This is a genomic window from Kosakonia sp. SMBL-WEM22 (genome assembly GCF_014490785.1).
Taxonomy (GTDB): domain Bacteria; phylum Pseudomonadota; class Gammaproteobacteria; order Enterobacterales; family Enterobacteriaceae; genus Kosakonia.
The window spans coordinates 2,585,286-2,602,205 of record NZ_CP051488.1 but is presented as its reverse complement, the minus strand read 5'-3'; the positions used below and the strand labels follow the sequence as shown (position 1 = coordinate 2,602,205).

19 protein-coding genes and 1 other annotated feature (1 of these 20 cut by a window edge) are annotated in these 16,920 nt (G+C 56.3%); of the genes, 7 read left to right on the top strand and 12 right to left on the bottom strand.

The genetic code is table 11. The features are described from left to right. The first annotated feature begins 6 nt into the window (after positions 1–6). Genes oppC through oppF form a run of 3 tightly spaced genes read left to right on the top strand, consistent with a single transcriptional unit; the run spans position 7 to position 2,941 of the window. Positions 7–915, top strand: a complete 909-nt coding sequence (oppC, locus tag HF650_RS12315; RefSeq protein WP_023478831.1) for an oligopeptide ABC transporter permease OppC — start codon at positions 7–9, stop codon at positions 913–915. Positions 916–926: 11 nt separating this feature from the next. Next, on the top strand, positions 927–1,940 hold the full coding sequence (locus tag HF650_RS12310; RefSeq protein WP_187798930.1) for an ABC transporter ATP-binding protein: 1,014 nt from the start codon (positions 927–929) through the stop codon (positions 1,938–1,940). Next, positions 1,937–2,941 carry a murein tripeptide/oligopeptide ABC transporter ATP-binding protein OppF gene (gene oppF, locus HF650_RS12305; protein ID WP_187798929.1) on the top strand — a complete coding sequence of 335 codons (1,005 nt, stop codon included), beginning with the start codon at positions 1,937–1,939 and terminating at the stop codon, positions 2,939–2,941. The genes HF650_RS12310 and oppF overlap by 4 nt, the downstream gene beginning before the upstream one ends. Before the next feature lie 53 nt (positions 2,942–2,994). On the opposite strand, the gene HF650_RS12300 is transcribed toward oppF, so the two are convergent. Together HF650_RS12300 and cls are read right to left on the bottom strand one after the other, a co-directional pair. After that, on the bottom strand, positions 2,995–3,324 hold the full coding sequence (locus tag HF650_RS12300) for an HI1450 family dsDNA-mimic protein (RefSeq protein WP_042713297.1): 330 nt from the start codon (positions 3,322–3,324) through the stop codon (positions 2,995–2,997). Between the two features lie 31 nt (positions 3,325–3,355). After that, positions 3,356–4,816: a cardiolipin synthase gene (cls, locus tag HF650_RS12295; protein ID WP_187798928.1), complete on the bottom strand. Its 1,461-nt coding sequence runs from the start codon at positions 4,814–4,816 to the stop codon at positions 3,356–3,358. Positions 4,817–4,956: 140 nt separating this feature from the next. Here cls and HF650_RS12290 point away from each other — a divergent pair, with 140 nt between their 5' ends. Together HF650_RS12290 and HF650_RS12285 are read left to right on the top strand one after the other, a co-directional pair. After that, positions 4,957–5,130 carry a YciY family protein gene (locus HF650_RS12290; RefSeq protein ID WP_187798927.1) on the top strand — a complete coding sequence of 58 codons (174 nt, stop codon included), beginning with the start codon at positions 4,957–4,959 and terminating at the stop codon, positions 5,128–5,130. Positions 5,131–5,192: 62 nt separating this feature from the next. After that, entirely contained in the window at positions 5,193–5,813 is a 621-nt protein-coding gene (locus tag HF650_RS12285) for a LysE family translocator (protein ID WP_187798926.1), read from the top strand. 38 nt (positions 5,814–5,851) lie between these two features. Here the strand turns inward: HF650_RS12285 and HF650_RS12280 are convergent, their stop codons facing one another. Further along, complete coding sequence (locus tag HF650_RS12280; protein ID WP_187798925.1) at positions 5,852–6,148, bottom strand: YciI family protein; 297 nt, start codon at positions 6,146–6,148, stop codon at positions 5,852–5,854. Positions 6,149–6,368: 220 nt separating this feature from the next. Here HF650_RS12280 and tonB point away from each other — a divergent pair, with 220 nt between their 5' ends. Next, on the top strand, positions 6,369–7,106 hold the full coding sequence (gene tonB / locus HF650_RS12275; RefSeq protein WP_187802674.1) for a TonB system transport protein TonB: 738 nt from the start codon (positions 6,369–6,371) through the stop codon (positions 7,104–7,106). Between the two features lie 29 nt (positions 7,107–7,135). Here the strand turns inward: tonB and yciA are convergent, their stop codons facing one another. The 4 genes from yciA to HF650_RS12255 all read right to left on the bottom strand — a co-directional run bounded on the left by yciA (position 7,136) and on the right by HF650_RS12255 (position 9,398). Next, complete coding sequence (gene yciA, locus HF650_RS12270) at positions 7,136–7,537, bottom strand: acyl-CoA thioester hydrolase YciA (RefSeq protein ID WP_187798924.1); 402 nt, start codon at positions 7,535–7,537, stop codon at positions 7,136–7,138. 99 nt (positions 7,538–7,636) lie between these two features. After that, positions 7,637–8,179 (bottom strand): septation protein A, encoded by a 543-nt coding sequence (locus HF650_RS12265; RefSeq protein WP_187798923.1) that lies wholly within the window; start codon positions 8,177–8,179, stop codon positions 7,637–7,639. 46 nt (positions 8,180–8,225) lie between these two features. Further along, complete coding sequence (locus tag HF650_RS12260) at positions 8,226–8,969, bottom strand: YciC family protein (protein ID WP_187798922.1); 744 nt, start codon at positions 8,967–8,969, stop codon at positions 8,226–8,228. Between the two features lie 24 nt (positions 8,970–8,993). Then, on the bottom strand, positions 8,994–9,398 hold the full coding sequence (locus tag HF650_RS12255) for a YkgJ family cysteine cluster protein (protein WP_187798921.1): 405 nt from the start codon (positions 9,396–9,398) through the stop codon (positions 8,994–8,996). A gap of 277 nt (positions 9,399–9,675) precedes the next feature. Here HF650_RS12255 and ompW point away from each other — a divergent pair, with 277 nt between their 5' ends. Continuing rightward, positions 9,676–10,311, top strand: a complete 636-nt coding sequence (gene ompW, locus HF650_RS12250) for an outer membrane protein OmpW (RefSeq protein WP_187798920.1) — start codon at positions 9,676–9,678, stop codon at positions 10,309–10,311. A gap of 51 nt (positions 10,312–10,362) precedes the next feature. Here ompW and trpA read toward each other — a convergent pair whose 3' ends face one another. The 5 genes from trpA to HF650_RS12225 are packed head-to-tail and all read right to left on the bottom strand — an operon-like array spanning position 10,363 to position 16,894. Further along, positions 10,363–11,172 (bottom strand): tryptophan synthase subunit alpha, encoded by an 810-nt coding sequence (trpA, locus tag HF650_RS12245; RefSeq protein WP_187798919.1) that lies wholly within the window; start codon positions 11,170–11,172, stop codon positions 10,363–10,365. Continuing rightward, entirely contained in the window at positions 11,172–12,365 is a 1,194-nt protein-coding gene (trpB, locus tag HF650_RS12240; RefSeq protein ID WP_187798918.1) for a tryptophan synthase subunit beta, read from the bottom strand. Before trpB ends, trpA begins: the two co-directional genes overlap by 1 nt. Before the next feature lie 9 nt (positions 12,366–12,374). Further along, positions 12,375–13,733 (bottom strand): bifunctional indole-3-glycerol-phosphate synthase TrpC/phosphoribosylanthranilate isomerase TrpF, encoded by a 1,359-nt coding sequence (gene trpCF / locus HF650_RS12235; RefSeq protein ID WP_187798917.1) that lies wholly within the window; start codon positions 13,731–13,733, stop codon positions 12,375–12,377. A 3-nt stretch (positions 13,734–13,736) separates the two neighbouring features. Continuing rightward, positions 13,737–15,332 (bottom strand): bifunctional anthranilate synthase glutamate amidotransferase component TrpG/anthranilate phosphoribosyltransferase TrpD, encoded by a 1,596-nt coding sequence (trpD, locus tag HF650_RS12230; protein ID WP_187798916.1) that lies wholly within the window; start codon positions 15,330–15,332, stop codon positions 13,737–13,739. After that, positions 15,332–16,894, bottom strand: coding sequence for an anthranilate synthase component 1 (locus HF650_RS12225; RefSeq protein WP_187798915.1), 1,563 nt, complete (start codon positions 16,892–16,894; stop codon positions 15,332–15,334). Before HF650_RS12225 ends, trpD begins: the two co-directional genes overlap by 1 nt. 19 nt (positions 16,895–16,913) lie before the next feature. Further along, positions 16,914–16,920, bottom strand: a sequence feature (Trp leader region); it runs 89 nt beyond the window's last position.

Sequence of the window (16,920 nt, the reverse complement as noted above, 5' to 3'; positions counted from 1 at the left end):
TTCGCCATGATGTTAAGTAAGAAAAACAGCGAGGCGCTGGAAAACTTCAGTGAGAAGCTAGAAGTCGAAGGGCGTAGCCTTTGGCAGGATGCGCGTCGCCGCTTTATGCATAACCGCGCGGCGGTCGCCAGCTTGTTTGTGCTGGTGCTGATTGCGCTGTTCGTGACGCTGGCACCGATGCTGTCGCAGTTCAGCTATTTTGATACCGACTGGGCAATGATGTCTAATGCGCCGGATATGGAGTCAGGCCACTACTTCGGTACTGACTCCTCCGGGCGCGATCTGCTGGTGCGTGTTGCTATCGGCGGGCGTATCTCGCTCATGGTTGGCATTGCTGCCGCGCTGGTGGCAGTGGTCCTCGGCACGCTTTACGGTTCGCTCTCCGGTTACCTCGGCGGCAAAACCGACTCGGTGATGATGCGTCTGCTGGAAATCCTCAACTCCTTCCCGTTTATGTTCTTCGTAATCCTGCTGGTCACCTTTTTCGGGCAGAACATCCTGCTGATCTTTGTGGCTATCGGCATGGTCTCCTGGCTGGATATGGCGCGTATTGTGCGCGGCCAGACTCTCAGTCTAAAGCGTAAAGAGTTTATCGAAGCGGCGCAGGTGGGTGGGGTCTCTACCGCCAATATCGTAATGCGCCATATCGTACCGAACGTACTTGGCGTGGTGGTGGTGTATGCCTCGCTGCTGGTGCCGAGCATGATCCTCTTTGAATCCTTCCTGAGCTTCCTTGGCCTCGGTACGCAGGAGCCGCTCAGCAGCTGGGGGGCGCTGTTAAGCGATGGCGCAAACTCAATGGAGGTTTCTCCCTGGTTGCTGCTCTTCCCGGCGGGTTTCCTTGTGATCACCCTGTTCTGTTTCAACTTTATCGGCGATGGCCTGCGTGATGCCCTCGACCCGAAAGATCGTTAAGGAGTGCCGTTATGAGCATGACTGAAACTGTAGTAGCGTCAACGACGCGGCAGCAAACGGACCTCCTGCTGGATGTGAAAGATCTCCGCGTCACCTTTGGCACGCCGGATGGCGATGTCACCGCGGTCAACGACCTGAACTTCTCCCTGCGCGCTGGCGAAACGCTGGGCATCGTGGGCGAATCGGGCTCCGGTAAATCCCAGACCGCCTTTGCGTTGATGGGGCTGCTGGCTTCTAACGGGCGCATTGGCGGCTCGGCGACCTTTAATGGCAAAGAGATCCTGAACCTGCCGGAGCAGGCGCTGAACAAGCTGCGCGCCGAGCAGATCTCAATGATTTTCCAGGATCCGATGACCTCGCTGAACCCCTATATGCGCGTCGGCGAGCAGCTGATGGAAGTGTTAATGCTGCACAAAGGCATGAATAAAGCCGAAGCATTTGAAGAGTCGGTGAGAATGCTCGACGCGGTCAAAATGCCGGAAGCGCGCAAGCGCATGCGCATGTATCCGCACGAGTTCTCCGGCGGCATGCGCCAGCGTGTGATGATCGCCATGGCGCTGCTCTGCAGGCCGAAGCTGCTGATTGCCGACGAACCGACAACCGCGCTCGACGTGACCGTGCAGGCGCAGATCATGACGCTGCTCAATGAGTTGAAACGCGAATTCAACACCGCAATCATCATGATCACTCATGATCTCGGCGTGGTGGCGGGCATCTGCGATAAAGTGCTGGTGATGTATGCCGGGCGCACCATGGAGTATGGCAAAGCGCGTGACGTCTTCTATCAGCCGTCGCACCCATACTCTATCGGCCTGCTGCATGCGGTACCGCGCCTGGACGCCGATGGCGAAGCGATGCTGACCATTCCGGGCAACCCGCCAAACCTCCTGCGTCTGCCGAAAGGCTGCCCGTTCCAGCCGCGCTGTCCGCACGCGATGGAGATCTGTAATAACGAGCCGCCGCTGGAAGAGTTCGCGCCGGGCCGTCTGCGCGCCTGCTTTAAGCCGGTGGAGGAGCTAGTATGAACGCCGTAACCGAAGAGAGAAAAGTGCTGCTTGAAATCGCCGATCTGAAGGTGCATTTCGATATTAAAGATGGCAGACAGTGGTTTTGGCAGCCGCCGAAAACACTGAAAGCGGTTGATGGCGTAACGCTGCGCCTCTATGAAGGCGAAACCCTTGGCGTGGTCGGTGAATCCGGCTGCGGCAAATCAACCTTCGCGCGCGCGATTATTGGCCTGGTGAAAGCGACCGATGGCAAAGTGGCGTGGCTGGGGCGCGATCTGCTGGGCATGAACCCGGATGAGTGGCGCGCCGTACGCAGCGATATCCAGATGATTTTCCAGGATCCGCTCGCGTCGCTGAACCCGCGTATGACCATCGGCGAAATCATTGCCGAGCCGCTACGCACCTACCATCCGAAGATGCCGCGCCAGGAAGTGAAAGACCGGGTTAAGGCGATGATGATGAAGGTGGGCCTGCTGCCTAACCTCATCAACCGCTATCCCCATGAGTTCTCCGGCGGTCAATGCCAGCGTATCGGCATTGCACGCGCGCTGATCCTCGAACCGAAGCTGATTATCTGTGATGAACCGGTCTCCGCGCTCGACGTCTCGATTCAGGCGCAGGTGGTCAACCTTCTGCAACAGTTACAGCGAGAAATGGGGCTGTCGCTGATCTTTATTGCCCACGATCTGGCGGTGGTGAAGCACATCTCCGACCGTGTACTGGTGATGTACCTGGGCCATGCGGTAGAGCTGGGCACCTATGATGAGGTGTATCAGAATCCGCTGCACCCTTACACCAAAGCGCTGATGTCAGCGGTGCCGGTGCCCGACCCGGATGTCGAGAAGAACAAAACCATCCAGCTGCTGGAGGGGGATCTGCCATCGCCGATCAACCCGCCATCCGGCTGCGTCTTCCGCACCCGTTGCCCGATTGCCGGGCCGGAGTGTGCGAAAACCCGCCCGGTGCTGGAGGGCAGCTTCCGCCACGCGGTCTCCTGCCTGAAGGTCGACCCGCTTTAAGCGAGGCATAAAAAAGGGCTGACAATATTGTCAGCCCTTTTTCTTTTCGGTGCTTATTCGCGCCAGAGAATATGGCACAGCTTATGGTCTTTCTCGCGGCACAACAGCACGCGCGCAAAGACATCATTCAGCTCACCGCCATCCGTTTCCGCCAGGCCAATAACCACCTCTGCAAAGAAGTCCGGGTTTAAATCGTAATCAACATGCTCCTGCCAGTCCTCGCCGGGATCGAACAGTTCGGCACCGCCACGCTCTTCAAACTGCAGGTTGAAAAGAATGATGTCTGCCGGATCCAGGTTGTCCGCCGCCAGCTCCAGGAAGATGTCATAGGCTTGCTCAAGCGTTTCATCTTCCGTCAGGCGGTTATTCAGGTCCATTTCCATAAATTACCTCATCACGTCTGTTGGGCACGTTTTACAGCAACGGACTAAAGAAGTAAAACAGTCGTTCAGCAATGCGGTGCCAGAAGGGGCGTTTTACCCATAAGCGCGCATCCAGTAAACGCGAGCGGGAGATGTAATCATCCTGCACCGCCGCCAGATCGCCGCCAAAGCCCGCATCATCAATCACCAGCGTGATCTCAAAATTTAGCCACAGGCTGCGCATATCAAGATTCACCGTGCCGACCAGGCTCAACTCGCCGTCAACCAGCACACTTTTGGTATGCAGCAATCCGCCTTCAAACTGGTAGATCTTTACCCCGGCGGCCAGCAGCTCGGTAAAGAAGGCGCGGCTGGCCCAACCGACCAGCACGGAATCATTTTTGCGCGGCAGAATAATACTCACATCCACACCACGCTGCGCGGCGGTACAAATCGCATGCAGCAAATCGTCGCTGGGGACGAAGTAGGGTGTGGTCATGATCAAATATTCACGCGAGGCATACACCGCCGTCAGCAGCGCCTGGTGGATCAAATCCTCCGGGAAGCCAGGCCCCGAGGCAATGGTGTGAATGGTATGCCCGCTGGCCTCTTCAAATGGCATGATATTGGCATCGGGCGGTGGCGGCAGAATGCGCTTGCCGGTCTCAATCTCCCAGTCGCAGGAGTAGACGATGCCCATTGCCGTGGCGATGGGACCCTCCATGCGCGCCATCAGGTCGACCCACTGGCCGACGCCGGAATCCTGTTTAAAGTAGCGCGGATCGACCATGTTCATGCTGCCGGTATAGGCAATATAGTTATCGATCAGCACGATTTTGCGGTGCTGACGCAGATCCATACGGCGCAGAAAAACACGCATCAAGTTGACCTTCAGCGCCTCGACGACATCAATGCCGGCATTGCGCATCATTCCTGCCCATGGGCTGCGGAAGAAGGCGACGCTGCCCGCTGAGTCGAGAAGCAGACGACAGTGTACGCCGCGGCGCGCTGCCGCCATCAGCGACTCCGCCACCTGGTCAGCCATACCGCCCGGCTGCCAGATATAGAAGACCATTTCGATATTGTGGCGGGCGAGCTGGATATCGCGGATTAGCGCCTGCATCACATCATCTGACGTGGTCAGCAGTTGCAACTGGTTGCCTTTTACCCCGGCGATCCCCTGGCGGCGCTCGCACAGCTTAAACAGCGAGGAGGCAACGCTGCTGTTCTCGGTGGCGAAGATATGGTTGAAGTGTTTAAGATCGCTCAGCCATTTAGCGGTCGAGGGCCACATTGCCCGCGCGCGCTCCGCACGCCGTTTACCGAGATGCAGTTCGCCAAGAGAGAGGTAAGCAATAATTCCCACCAGCGGCAGGATATAGATGATAAGCAGCCACGCCATGGCCGAGGTGACCGCCCGGCGCTTCATCAGAATACGCAGCGTAACACCAGCAATAAGCAACCAGTAACCAACAACAATGAGCCAACTCATTACGGTGTAAAACGCGGACATCGACAAAAATCCTTTTACAATCTGTATCAGACGAGTTTACGCATACGAATTCATCTGGCAAATAAAAACGCCGAAAAGCGCTGGCCTGAAAGAGGGGACAGACTATAATGGCTGCTTCTATTTTGTATAGAGTTGTAACAATGAAGCGTAGTCGAACGGAAGTGGGGCGCTGGCGTATGCTGCGTCAGGTTGGCCGCCGGAAAGCGCGCTGGCTGGAAGCGCAGTCCCGCCGTAATATGCGAATCCACAGCATCAGGAAATGCGGTATTAATCGCCATCGTAATGTGCTGCTATTTGCCATCTACGATATCTGAAGCCCGGGCACCGAAAAGGTGCCCGTGGTCGTTTTTAGCCCTTTAATTTCAGGAGAGAGACAATGTCAGTGATCGACACCCTTCTGGCGTTTACCTTCGCTGCTACGCTCTTAACCCTCACGCCAGGTCTTGATACCGCGCTGATCTTGCGTACCGCGACGGTAGAAGGGCGTAAGCAGGCTTTTCAGGCACAGTTGGGGATCAATGCCGGGTGCCTGATCTGGGGCGCGATGGTGGCATTCGGCCTTGGGGCGCTGATTGCCGTCTCGGAACTCGCCTATAACGTGCTCAAATATTGCGGTGCCGCGTACTTATGTTGGTTAGGATTAAATATGCTACTGCGTCCGCGCGGGACATTGAGCGGGATCAATAGCGTTGAGAACGCTTCGCAGAACTGGTTTATCAAAGGGATGCTTGGAAATGTACTTAACCCGAAGATGGGGATTTTTTATGTGTCGTTTCTGCCGCAATTTATTCCTCACGGGCAACCACTTATTGCCTGGACATTTGGGCTGGTAATGATTCATGTGCTGATTGGCACATGCTGGTCAACGGCGTTAATTTCGGCGACCCGCCCCCTGTCGGCCTTCCTGCGCAAGCCGCGGGTGATTCGCTGGATGGATCGCTGTACAGGCATCATTTTCCTGCTTTTTGCTACCCGCTTAGCGTTAAGCAAGCGCTGAAACTATGTGGGGCAATGACAGCATTGCCCCGTAGTGACTCAGAAAACTTTTTTATAAGGTTTGACCGTCACACTTTTATAGACACCCGCCGCCACGTAGGGATCGGCTTCCGCCCAGGATTTCGCCGCCTCCAGTGATTCAAATTCAGCAATAACCGTTGAACCACTAAAACCTGCTGCGCCGGGATCGTTACTGTCGACGGCGGGAAGAGGACCTGCGGTTAACAGACGGCCTTCATCGCGCAGCAGTTGCAGGCGTGCGAGGTGGGCCGGGCGTACGGAGAGGCGTTTTTCCAGAGAATCGGCAATATCTTCAGCAAAAATAACGTATAGCACAGAGCAAGCTCCTGATTTTTTAGAAAGCCATAACGTAAGTGAAAGGTGCAGTGACTGCAATGCAAAGATTGCAACGGGCGGGCAACCCTGCCAATTAACGGGGCTTTTTTACCCCGATCGACGACAAATTTGATCTGTACCAGACTGGCTTGTTGAATATGATTGCTATTTGCATTTAAAATCGAGCCCTGGTTTTTTAACTGACATGATTATGACTTCAATGACCCTGGATTTACCTCGCCGCTTTCCCTGGCCGACGCTGCTCTCCGTCGCCATTCACGGTGCTGTTGTGGCGGGTCTGCTTTATACCTCGGTACATCAGGTTGTTGAACTGCCCGCACCCGCGCAGCCTATCTCTGTCACCATGGTGTCGCCCGCGGAGCTGGAGCCTGCTCCCGCCCCGGCACCGCCACAGCCGGTTGTTGAGCCAGAACCAGAACCGGTCGTCGAGCCAGAGCCGATCCCCGAGCCGCCCAAAGAGGCGCCGGTGGTGATTGAGAAGCCGAAGCCCAAACCCAAACCTAAACCGAAGCCTAAACCGAAGCCGGTGAAAAAAGTGGAGCAGCCGAAGCGCGAAAGTAAACCGGTTGAGACGCAGCAGGCGAATCCGTTTGAGAACAGTGCTCCGTCGCGTCCGGCGGCAAGCGCCACGACCTCAACAGCGACAAAACCGGCACCATCAGTACCGGCAGGCCCGCGCGCGTTAAGCCGCAATCAGCCGCAATATCCGCCGCGTGCGCAAGCGCTGCGTATTGAGGGGCGTGTAAAAGTGAAATTTGACGTCACGGCAGACGGTCGCGTAGAGAATGTGCAGATCCTCTCGGCGCAGCCGGCGAATATGTTCGAGCGTGAAGTGAAAGCCGCAATGCGCAAATGGCGCTACGAGGCCGGTAAGCCCGGCTCAGGGCTGATCGTTAACGTGGTCTTCCGCCTCGACGGCAGCACGTCGATGGAATAAAGAGAAAAGCCTCCCTGCGGAGGCTTTTTTTATGGCTGTGCGGGCAGCGGGCGAGGTTTGCCCTCACTGTCCACCGCGACATAGATAAACAGCGCTTCGGTGGCTTTATAGCGCTGACCAATCGGTTCCGACATCACTTTTTTCACCCACACTTCAACATTGATTGTGATGGAGGTATTACCGCGTTTGACGCAGCGGGCATAGCAGCAGACCACATCGCCGACGGCGACTGGCCGCAGGAAGGTCATGCCATCTACGCGCACGGTTACGACACGCCCGTGGGCAATCTCTTTCGCCTGAATCGCACCGCCCATATCCATTTGCGACATTAACCAGCCGCCAAAAATATCGCCATTAGCATTGGTGTCGGCGGGCATTGCCAGTGTGCGTAATACAAGTTCGCCCTGAGGCGCAGTTGAAGACGTTGTCATTATTATCTCTTCTGTGACGAGGGATTTCCGGCGGGATGCTACTACGAATGTGGCAGATTCGGAAAGAAAAAAGCCAGGCATTGCGCCTGGCTTTTAGCATCAGGATTTCTCGTCCTGCGCCGGCATGTGCCGGTAGATATAGACACCGCTCAGCACGGTAAACAGCAGGGTGAGAATAGTCAGGCCAAAGACCTTAAAATTGACCCACACGTCGAACGGCAGCCAGAAAGCGATATAGATATTCGCCAGCCCGCAGACGATAAAGAAGAGCGCCCAGGCGATGTTAAGCTTCGACCAGACGGCGTCAGGTAGCGTCAACTCTTTGCCCAGCATGCGCTGGATCAGTGTCTTCTTCATCACCCACTGGCTGAAGAGCAGCGCGGTGGCAAAGAGACCGTAGATCACCGTCACTTTCCACTTAATAAATTCCACATCATGGAATTTAATTGTCAGACCGCCAAACACCGCAACCAGCACGAAGGTGATGAGCGCGACTTTTTCGACCTTGCGATAGCGGATCCAGCCGTAGATCAGCACGATGGCCGAAGCGACAATTAACACCTTAGTGGCGGTAAAAATGTCGTACATCTTATAGACCACAAAAAAGAGGGCCAGCGGCAGAAAATCAAGAAACTGCTTCATTCTACGATTCCATCAAAAGGGTCACCCGAATGGGTGAGCGGGATAATTATTTGCGCATCAACATATAGAGGCGGAAAAGATAAATCAGGAGCACTGCCGAAAAGAGATTGCTCAGACCATTTGCAATCGCCGCACCACCTTCCTGGGTAAACACCATGAGGAAGTGGCCGTACCTTAAAAGCATGAATTTCGCCAGTAGCCAGGCCACAACTGGCGGAGCAACGAGACGCATATTTGCCCGGCTCAGCCGCATACTGCTGCGCATAGCGGCAAAGACGCCCATCTTCTCCTGCACCAGCATAATTGGTGCAAAGGCGAGGAAGATCGCCAGGAATATGCCCGGAACGTAAAGAAACAGCATGCCCAACTGCACAATAAAAATGGTCAGCAGAAGCAGTAAAAAGAGCTTCGGTACCATCGGCACGCTGGCACCCAATGCGCGTAACGCGCTGACATGTTGCCCTGCAGAAACCATCTGCATCAGCAGCACAAGTGCGCCTGCCAGAAGCGAAACACCCGTCAAACCTGCAATGGTTGCGGCAGCTGAGGCATGCAACAGCATCTTCTGCTGTTCCGGCGTCATATTCTGCACCAGCTCGAACGGGTTGTTCATGCCCGCCAGGTTGTCAGCATCCATCACGCTGGAGAACTGCTCTTCACCAGGTGAAAGGACGTGTCCAATGACCGCAGTGATAAAAGTACACAACAGTACAATCAGTAAAATCGTAATGAAATGATTACGAAAAAAATTCCCCGTGTCACGGTAAACGGATTTCGCCGTGATAGACATGCACTCTCCTTGAGTAGGGCGATATTAATTGACGGGCGATTGTACCCCGAATAGGTCCTCAGTGGCAGCATCACCCCTTGTATGGAAAAGCATATCTTTGTAAAGAGGCGCTAAACCGTAGCGTGCCCGCGCCCGATCGCAGGCTTCATTTACCTGGCCCTCTTCGCCTGACATCTGAAATTCACGGCACGGAGAGGGGCGCTGTGCATAAATGCTGCAGGTAGCGTTTTCGCCCGGGGTACCGATCAGTCCCGCACAGCGGCTCTGTTTTTGGTTGGTTCCGCTCATACAGCGCAAAAAAGGGGTGAGAGGCTCAGTTAATTGAACCGGAACGGGCCCGCCAGCATCATCCGCTTCAGCCCAGTAGAAAGAGACACGAAAATACGCACAACAGGCTCCGCACGACATGCACGGGTTGAGATCACTCATAGCGCACCTGCACTTAACGACGCATCAACAGGAAAAGTCAGGCAGATAAATTATCGCTGCCGAATCGGGCGCACAAGAGGGGGCAAGAGGAATATTTTTTGCCTTGATAAAGCAAAAATTGATGCAACAACAAAAGTTAAGGAGTGTAACGAAACGCAAAAATTAACCCAGATCAATGAATGTTAAATTACAGGGTCAAGTGTGATCTGTATGGGATCACATCCTACCTAATACCAGGTATAGTGCGCGGCGATAAAACCTCAAACATGGAGTGGATATGAAGAAGTTAGCCGTGGCAGCACTGATCCTCAGCACCCTTTCCGGGGGCGCATACGCGCACGACGCAGGCGAGTTTTTCATCCGGGCCGGTTCGGCCACCGTCCGTCCAACGGAAGGTTCAGATAACGTTTTAGGCGCGCTGGGCAGTTTTAATGTCGATAACAACACGCAGCTTGGCCTGACCATGACATGGATGGCAACGGATAATGTCGGTATTGAACTGCTGGCGGCAACGCCGTTCCGTCACCATGTCGGTACCGCGCCGACCGGCGATCTGGCTACCGTAAGCCATCTGCCGCCTTCGCTAATGGCACAGTGGTATTTCTTTGATGCCCAGAGCAAAGTGCGTCCGTACCTTGGCGCAGGCATTAACTACACCACCTTTTTTGATGAAAAATTCAACTCTACCGGCAAAAACGCAGGGCTTACTGATTTGAGTTTAAAAGATTCATGGGGCGTAGCGGGACAGGCGGGCGTCGATTATCTGATTAACCGAGACTGGCTGATCAACATGTCGGTGTGGTGGATGGATATCGATACCGATGTGCGCTTTAAGCAGAACGGCGTTCAGCAGAATGTGCACACCCGTCTCGATCCGTGGGTCTTCATGTTCTCTGCCGGTTACCGTTTCTGATGGTGACAACGGAAACAGGCCTTTGCAGACCCGTTTCCGTTTATTTACCGCTTAGCTCGCCAGCGTGGCGGCTTTCAGCTGCTGCACAAACTCTTTCAGCTCGGCCAGCATCGTGGTCGGGTTATCCAGATTGCTCTCGATAATCTTCACTATCGCCGAACCGGAAATTGCGCCCGCCGCACCGGCTTCAATTGCTGCGGCCACCTGATCCGGCGCAGAGATGCCAAAGCCCTGCAGCGCAGGTGCCGCATGATACTCCGTCAGTTTCTCTACCAGATGATGCAGCGGCAGCGCCGCGCGGTTCTCCGCCCCGGTCACGCCTGCACGCGAAAGCAGATAGGTGTATCCGCGACCGTAAGAGGCAATCTGGCGAAGCAGATCGTCATCGGCATTCGGTGGGCAGATAAAGATAGGCGCGATATTATGGCGCATCGCCGCCTGGCGGAACGGTGTGGACTCCTCGATTGGTACGTCGGCGACCAGCACTGAATCGACGCCAACGCTGGCGCACTGGGCATAAAACTCATCTACGCCGCGGCTGAAGACCAGGTTGGCATACATCAGCAGGCCAATCGGGATTGTCGGATGTTTCTGGCGGATCGTCGCCAGCATTTCAAAACATTGAGCGACCGTTACGCCCGCGGCAAAGGCGCGCAGCGTCGCACTCTGAATGGTCGGGCCATCCGCCAGCGGATCGGAGAAAGGGATGCCCAGCTCCAGCGCATCCGCGCCGCCTTCGATCAGTGCATCAATAATCTTTAACGACAGGCCAGGTTCCGGATCGCCAAGGGTGACAAACGGGACAAAGGCACCTTCCCGGCGCGCGTTGAGCTGGTTGAAGAGGTTGTCATAGCGTTCCATCAGATTTCGCCTCGCGCTTTCAGAATGTCATGGACGGTGAAGATATCTTTGTCGCCGCGCCCGGAGAGGTTAACTACCAGCAACTGCTCTTTCTCAGGGTTATCGCGCATCATCTTCAGCGCATGCGCCAGTGCGTGGGAGGACTCCAGTGCCGGAATAATACCTTCATGGCGGCAGAGGGTTTTGAATGCCTCCAGCGCCTCATCATCGGTAATCGAGACATATTCTGCGCGACCGATACTGTTGAGATGGGCATGCTGTGGCCCCACAGACGGGAAATCAAGCCCGGCGGAGATGGAGTAGGACTCCTCAATCTGCCCATCTTCAGTCTGCATCATCGGCGATTTCATGCCAAAGTAGATGCCGACACGACCATGTTTCAGCGGCGCGCCGTGTTCACCAGACTCAATGCCGTGGCCGGCAGGCTCCACGCCAATCAGGCCGACAGCGCTCTCTTCGATAAAATCAGCAAACATGCCGATGGCGTTGGAGCCGCCGCCAACACAAGCGATCACCGCATCCGGCAGGCGTCCCTCTTTTTCGAGGATCTGTGCTTTAGTCTCTTCGCCAATCATGCGCTGGAACTCGCGCACAATGGTCGGGAAGGGGTGCGGGCCTGCCGCGGTGCCAAGCATATAGTGCGCGGTTTCGTAGCTGCCGGACCAGTCGCGCAGCGCTTCGTTACAGGCATCTTTCAGGGTGGCTGAACCGCTATGCACCGGGATCACTTCCGCGCCCATCAGTCGCATACGAAAGACGTTCGGCGACTGGCGTTCGACATCTTTTGCGCCCATATAGATACGGCATTTAAGGCCGAGCAGGGCGCTGGCAAGCGCAGAGGCCACGCCATGCTGTCCCGCGCCGGTTTCGGCGATAATCTCGGTTTTGCCCATCCGTTTTGCCAGCAGCGCCTGGCCCAGTACCTGGTTGGTTTTGTGCGCGCCGCCGTGGAGCAGATCTTCACGTTTGAGGTAGAGGGTAGTGCGGGTGCCAGCGGTCAGATTCTGACATTTAGTCAGCGCCGTCGGGCGCCCAGCATAGTTTTTTAGCAGATCGTTAAACTGCTGCTGGAACGCCGCATCGCTCTGGGCGCTGACAAACGCTTCTTCCAGCTGGCGCAGCGCGGGCATCAAAATTTGCGGAACGTACATGCCGCCAAATTCGCCAAAGTAGGGGTTCAGTAGTGTCGTCATCTTGCTTCCTTAATATGCACGCAGCGTGCGGAACACCGAGGCCAGTTTACTGGCGTCTTTAATACCCGGCTCCGACTCTACGCCAGAATTGAAATCTAATCCGGCACAGCCAGCTTTCGCCGCCTGTACGCAGTTATCCGCGCCAAGACCACCGGCCAGCAGAACATTGTCGAGCGTCTCGCCGGTCAGCAGCGACCAGTCAAAACTTTTCCCCGTACCGCCCTGGCCATTATCCAGCACATATTTGTCTACGTGCTCCAGGTTACGCGGCGGCAGCGCAGTGGTGACACTAAGGGCTTTCCAGATTTGCGTCTGCTCGCCAAGCTGCGCGCGCAGGGCGGAGATATAGGCCTGATCTTCGTCGCCGTGCAACTGAACGGCACTCAGCTTAAGTTTAGCTGCCGTCGCTGCGACCTCATCGACAGGGGCATTACGGAACACGCCAACATAACTTAGCGGTGCGCCCTGCATCACTTTTTCTGCCCGATCAACGCTCACTGCGCGCGGCGAGGCAGCAACAAAAATCAGCCCACCGTAAATGGCTCCGGCGTCATACGCGGCCTGGGCATCTTCGGCACGGGTTAAACCACACACTTTATTTTCACCCAGCAGGACGCGTTTTACCGCCGCATCCAGATCATCGTGTGACATCAGCGCGGAGCCAATCAAAAAGCCGTTAGCGAAGTGGCTCAATTCACGCACCTGCGCATAGGTGTTGATGCCAGACTCGCTGATCACCGTTACGCCTGCGCCAAGACGCGGCGCCAGTTCTCGGGTGCGATTAAGATCGATTGAGAGGTCGCGCAAGTCACGGTTATTGATGCCGACAACTTTAGCGCCCAGCGCGATTGCGCGCTCCAGCTCCTCTTCATTACTCACTTCGGTCAGCACGCCCATATTGAGGCTGTGCGCCACGGCGGAAAGCGTGCGGTACTGCTCATCATCCAGCACCGAGAGCATCAAGAGGCAGGCGTCGGCATGGTAGTAGCGCGCCAGGTAAATCTGATAGGCATCGATAATAAAATCTTTGCACAGCACCGGCTGCGGCGCGATTTCGCTGACGGTACGCAGGAAGTCGAAGCTGCCCTGGAAATATTTTTCATCGGTCAGCACCGAAATCGCGGAGGCGTGATGCTGATAGATATCAGCAATGCGCGCCGGGTCGAAATCGGCACGGATCACCCCTTTCGAGGGTGATGCTTTTTTGCACTCGAGGATAAACACGGTATGTGTTCCGCGTAGTGCGTCATAGAAGTGGCGTGTGCTTGGCTGCACCTCATTCTGAAAAGAGGCCAGCGGTTGTTGCTCCTTGCGCGCCGCAACCCATACAGCTTTGTCGGCGACGATTTTCGCTAAAACGGTCTGCATTGTTTACCCTCTTGCCGCAAGTGCGGTGACTTTGTCGTAAGCGGCTCCGCTGTGCAGGACGTCCAGTACCTGTTGCGCGTTAGCCTTCAGATCCTCTTTGCCATGCAGCCGCATCAACATGGCGACGTTGGCGGCGACGGCAGCCTCGTGAGCAGGCTCGCCTTTACCTTGTAATAAGCGGGTCAGAATGTCACGGTTTTCTTCCGGCGTGCCGCCCGCCAGCGCCTGCTGGTGGTACGCGGTCAAGCCAAAGTCAGCCGCGGTTAACTGATAACTTCTGATTTCGCCGTCGTGCAATTCCGCAACCACCGTCGGCGCATGCAGCGACACCTCATCCATTCCACCGCTGTGCACCACCGCCGCACGTTGATAACCGAGCACGCGCAGGGTTTCTGCAATCGGCAGCACCAGCTCGGCGCTGTAAACGCCAATCAGCGCCAGCGGCGGGTGCGCCGGGTTGATAAGCGGCCCCAGCACGTTAAACAGCGTGCGGGTTTTTAACTGCTGGCGAACCGGCATCGCGTGGCGAAACCCGGTGTGGTACTTCGGCGCGAAGAGGAAGCAGACACCAAGCTCGTCAAGCGCCGAGCGGGATTTATCCGCATTCATATCCAGATTGATGCCGAACGCCGCCAGCAGATCGGACGAGCCTGAGCGACTTGAGACGCTGCGGTTACCGTGCTTCGCTACCTTCAGGCCGCAGGCGGCGGCAACAAAGGCGCTGGCGGTAGAGATATTGATACTGTTGCTGCCATCACCGCCGGTGCCGACGATATCAGCAAAGGCGTACTCAGGGCGCGGGAAGGGCGCGGCGTTTTCCAGCAGGGCGGTTGCTGCCCCGGCAATCTCCTGCGGCTGCTCGCCGCGGATCTTCATGCTGACCAGCGCCGCGGCCAACTGCTCCGGCTTCAGCTCACCGCGCACTACCGCAGAGAAGAGCTGGTGGCTCTCCTGCTGGCTCAGGGTCTCGGCCTGGTAGAGCTTCTCCAGAATTGGCTGCAGCGTGTTTGCCTGCTCCAGCTTCTGCAGCGCCCACGCCAGCGTTTGCTCCAGCAGACGCGCGCCCTGGGTGGTGAGAATCGATTCCGGGTGGAACTGGAAGCCGCAAACGCGATCGGCGTCATGACGTACCGCCATCACCATGCCATCGAAATGGGCATTGATAGTGAGCCCGGCCGGAATATTACTCCCGACCAGCGAGTGGTAGCGGGCGACCGGTAAGGGGTTGCTGAGGCCGGCAAACATGGCCTGGCCATCATGCTCAATGCTGGAGGCTTTACCATGCAAGATCTCCCCGGCCTGGCCGACGTAGCCGCCATAGGCTTCGACAATCGCCTGGTGGCCGAGGCAGATGCCGATAATCGGCAGTTTACCGCGCATACGGGTCAGCAGTTCCGGCATGCAACCCGCTTCAGAGGGTGCGCCAGGGCCGGGTGAGAGCATTAGCACCGGGTTTTGCATGGTTGCCAGGCGATCAATTAAGGTCTGAGCCGGAACATGGTTGCGGTAAATCACCACGTTATGGCCGCTTGCGCGCAGCTGATCCGCCAGGTTGTAAGTAAAGGAGTCGATATTATCGAGCAGCAGAATGTCAGCCATCAGAAAATCTCCTGTGCGTGGTGGGCGGTGGCGATAGCGCGCAGTACCGCGCGAGCTTTATTACGGGTTTCATCGGCTTCAGACTGCGGAACAGAATCGAGCACTACGCCTGCACCGGCCTGAACAGTAGCGATACCATCCTCCACCCACGCAGAGCGAATGACGATGCAGGTATCAAGATCGCCATGGGCGGTGAAGTAACCCACCGCGCCGCCGTAGCTACCGCGACGCGTGCCTTCCGCTTCGGCAATCAGCTGCATGGCGCGCACTTTCGGCGCACCGCTGAGGGTGCCCATATTCATGCAGGCGCGATAGGCGTGCAGCACATCGAGATCGTGACGCAGCTCGCCCACCACGCGGGAGACCAGGTGCATCACATAGGAGTAGCGGTCGACTTTCGTCAGATCCGCCACGTAACGGCTGCCCGGCGTGCAAATACGCGCTAGGTCGTTACGCGCCAGGTCGACCAGCATCAAGTGCTCTGAAAGCTCTTTGTGGTCGGTACGCATTTCAAGCTCTATGCGGCTGTCGAGATCGCGATCCAGCGAACCATCGGCGCGACGCCCGCGCGGGCGTGTTCCGGCAATCGGGTAGATCTCAATCTGGCGGTTGCTGGCGTCATACTTCAGCGAGCTCTCCGGCGAGGCGCCGAACAGCGTGAAATCCACATCCTGCATAAAGAACATATAGGGGCTTGGATTGCTCTTTTTCAGCACTTCATACGCGGCGAGCGGCGACGGGCAGGGCAAGGTGAAACGGCGCGACGGCACAACCTGGAAAATTTCACCGGCGCGAATTGCTTTTTGCATTTTGCGTACCACATCACCATACGCCTCATCGCTCTGGTTGCAGCCACACTGCATATGTTCAACCGTCTCCACCGGCAGCGGCGTGACCGGCGCATCAAGCTGCTGGCGCAGCGTCTCAATGCGTTGCAGCAGGCGATCTTTTTCGCTCGCAGACGGGGTAAAAAGGCTTGCCTGAATGCGCGTCTCTTTTTTCTGGTGGTCGATCACCAGTAAGGTTTCGGCGAGATAGAAGCAGTAGTCCGGGCAGTTGCGGTCATGTTTCAGCGCCGGCAGATCTTCAAAACCGGCCACCAGGTCATAAGCAAACAGGCCACCGAAAAACATCGCTTCCCGCTCATCCGCTGGCAGTTCAACCAGCCCTTGCAGCAGACGAAACGCATCAAACACCGAGAGCGAGCAGAGGCGGGCATCTTCATCAAGAAGCTGGCTGACCGCCGGAAAACGCAGCTCACGGCCATTTTCCAGCACGTGATTTTCAACGCCCGAAGGCAGCACTGTATCGAGCAGTGTCAGCAACGCTGCGCCGTTAGCGGTCAGCGCGGTCAGAGTGACAGTGTCACCTAATGCGGTAATGCGCAGCGCACTGTCGACCAGCAGCAGGCTTTTCAGATCGTCTTTGCTGTCGATATCGGCGGACTCAAGCAGCAGGGTTGCGGGACGGGCGTCGCACAGCTGGTGGAACAGCGCCGTTGGGTTGTTATGGTAACGCGCCTGGGTGGTCAGAAGGTCGAGTGCTGGTTTTTGCATCTGCATCGCTCTCATTAATTTGTTCAAAAAAA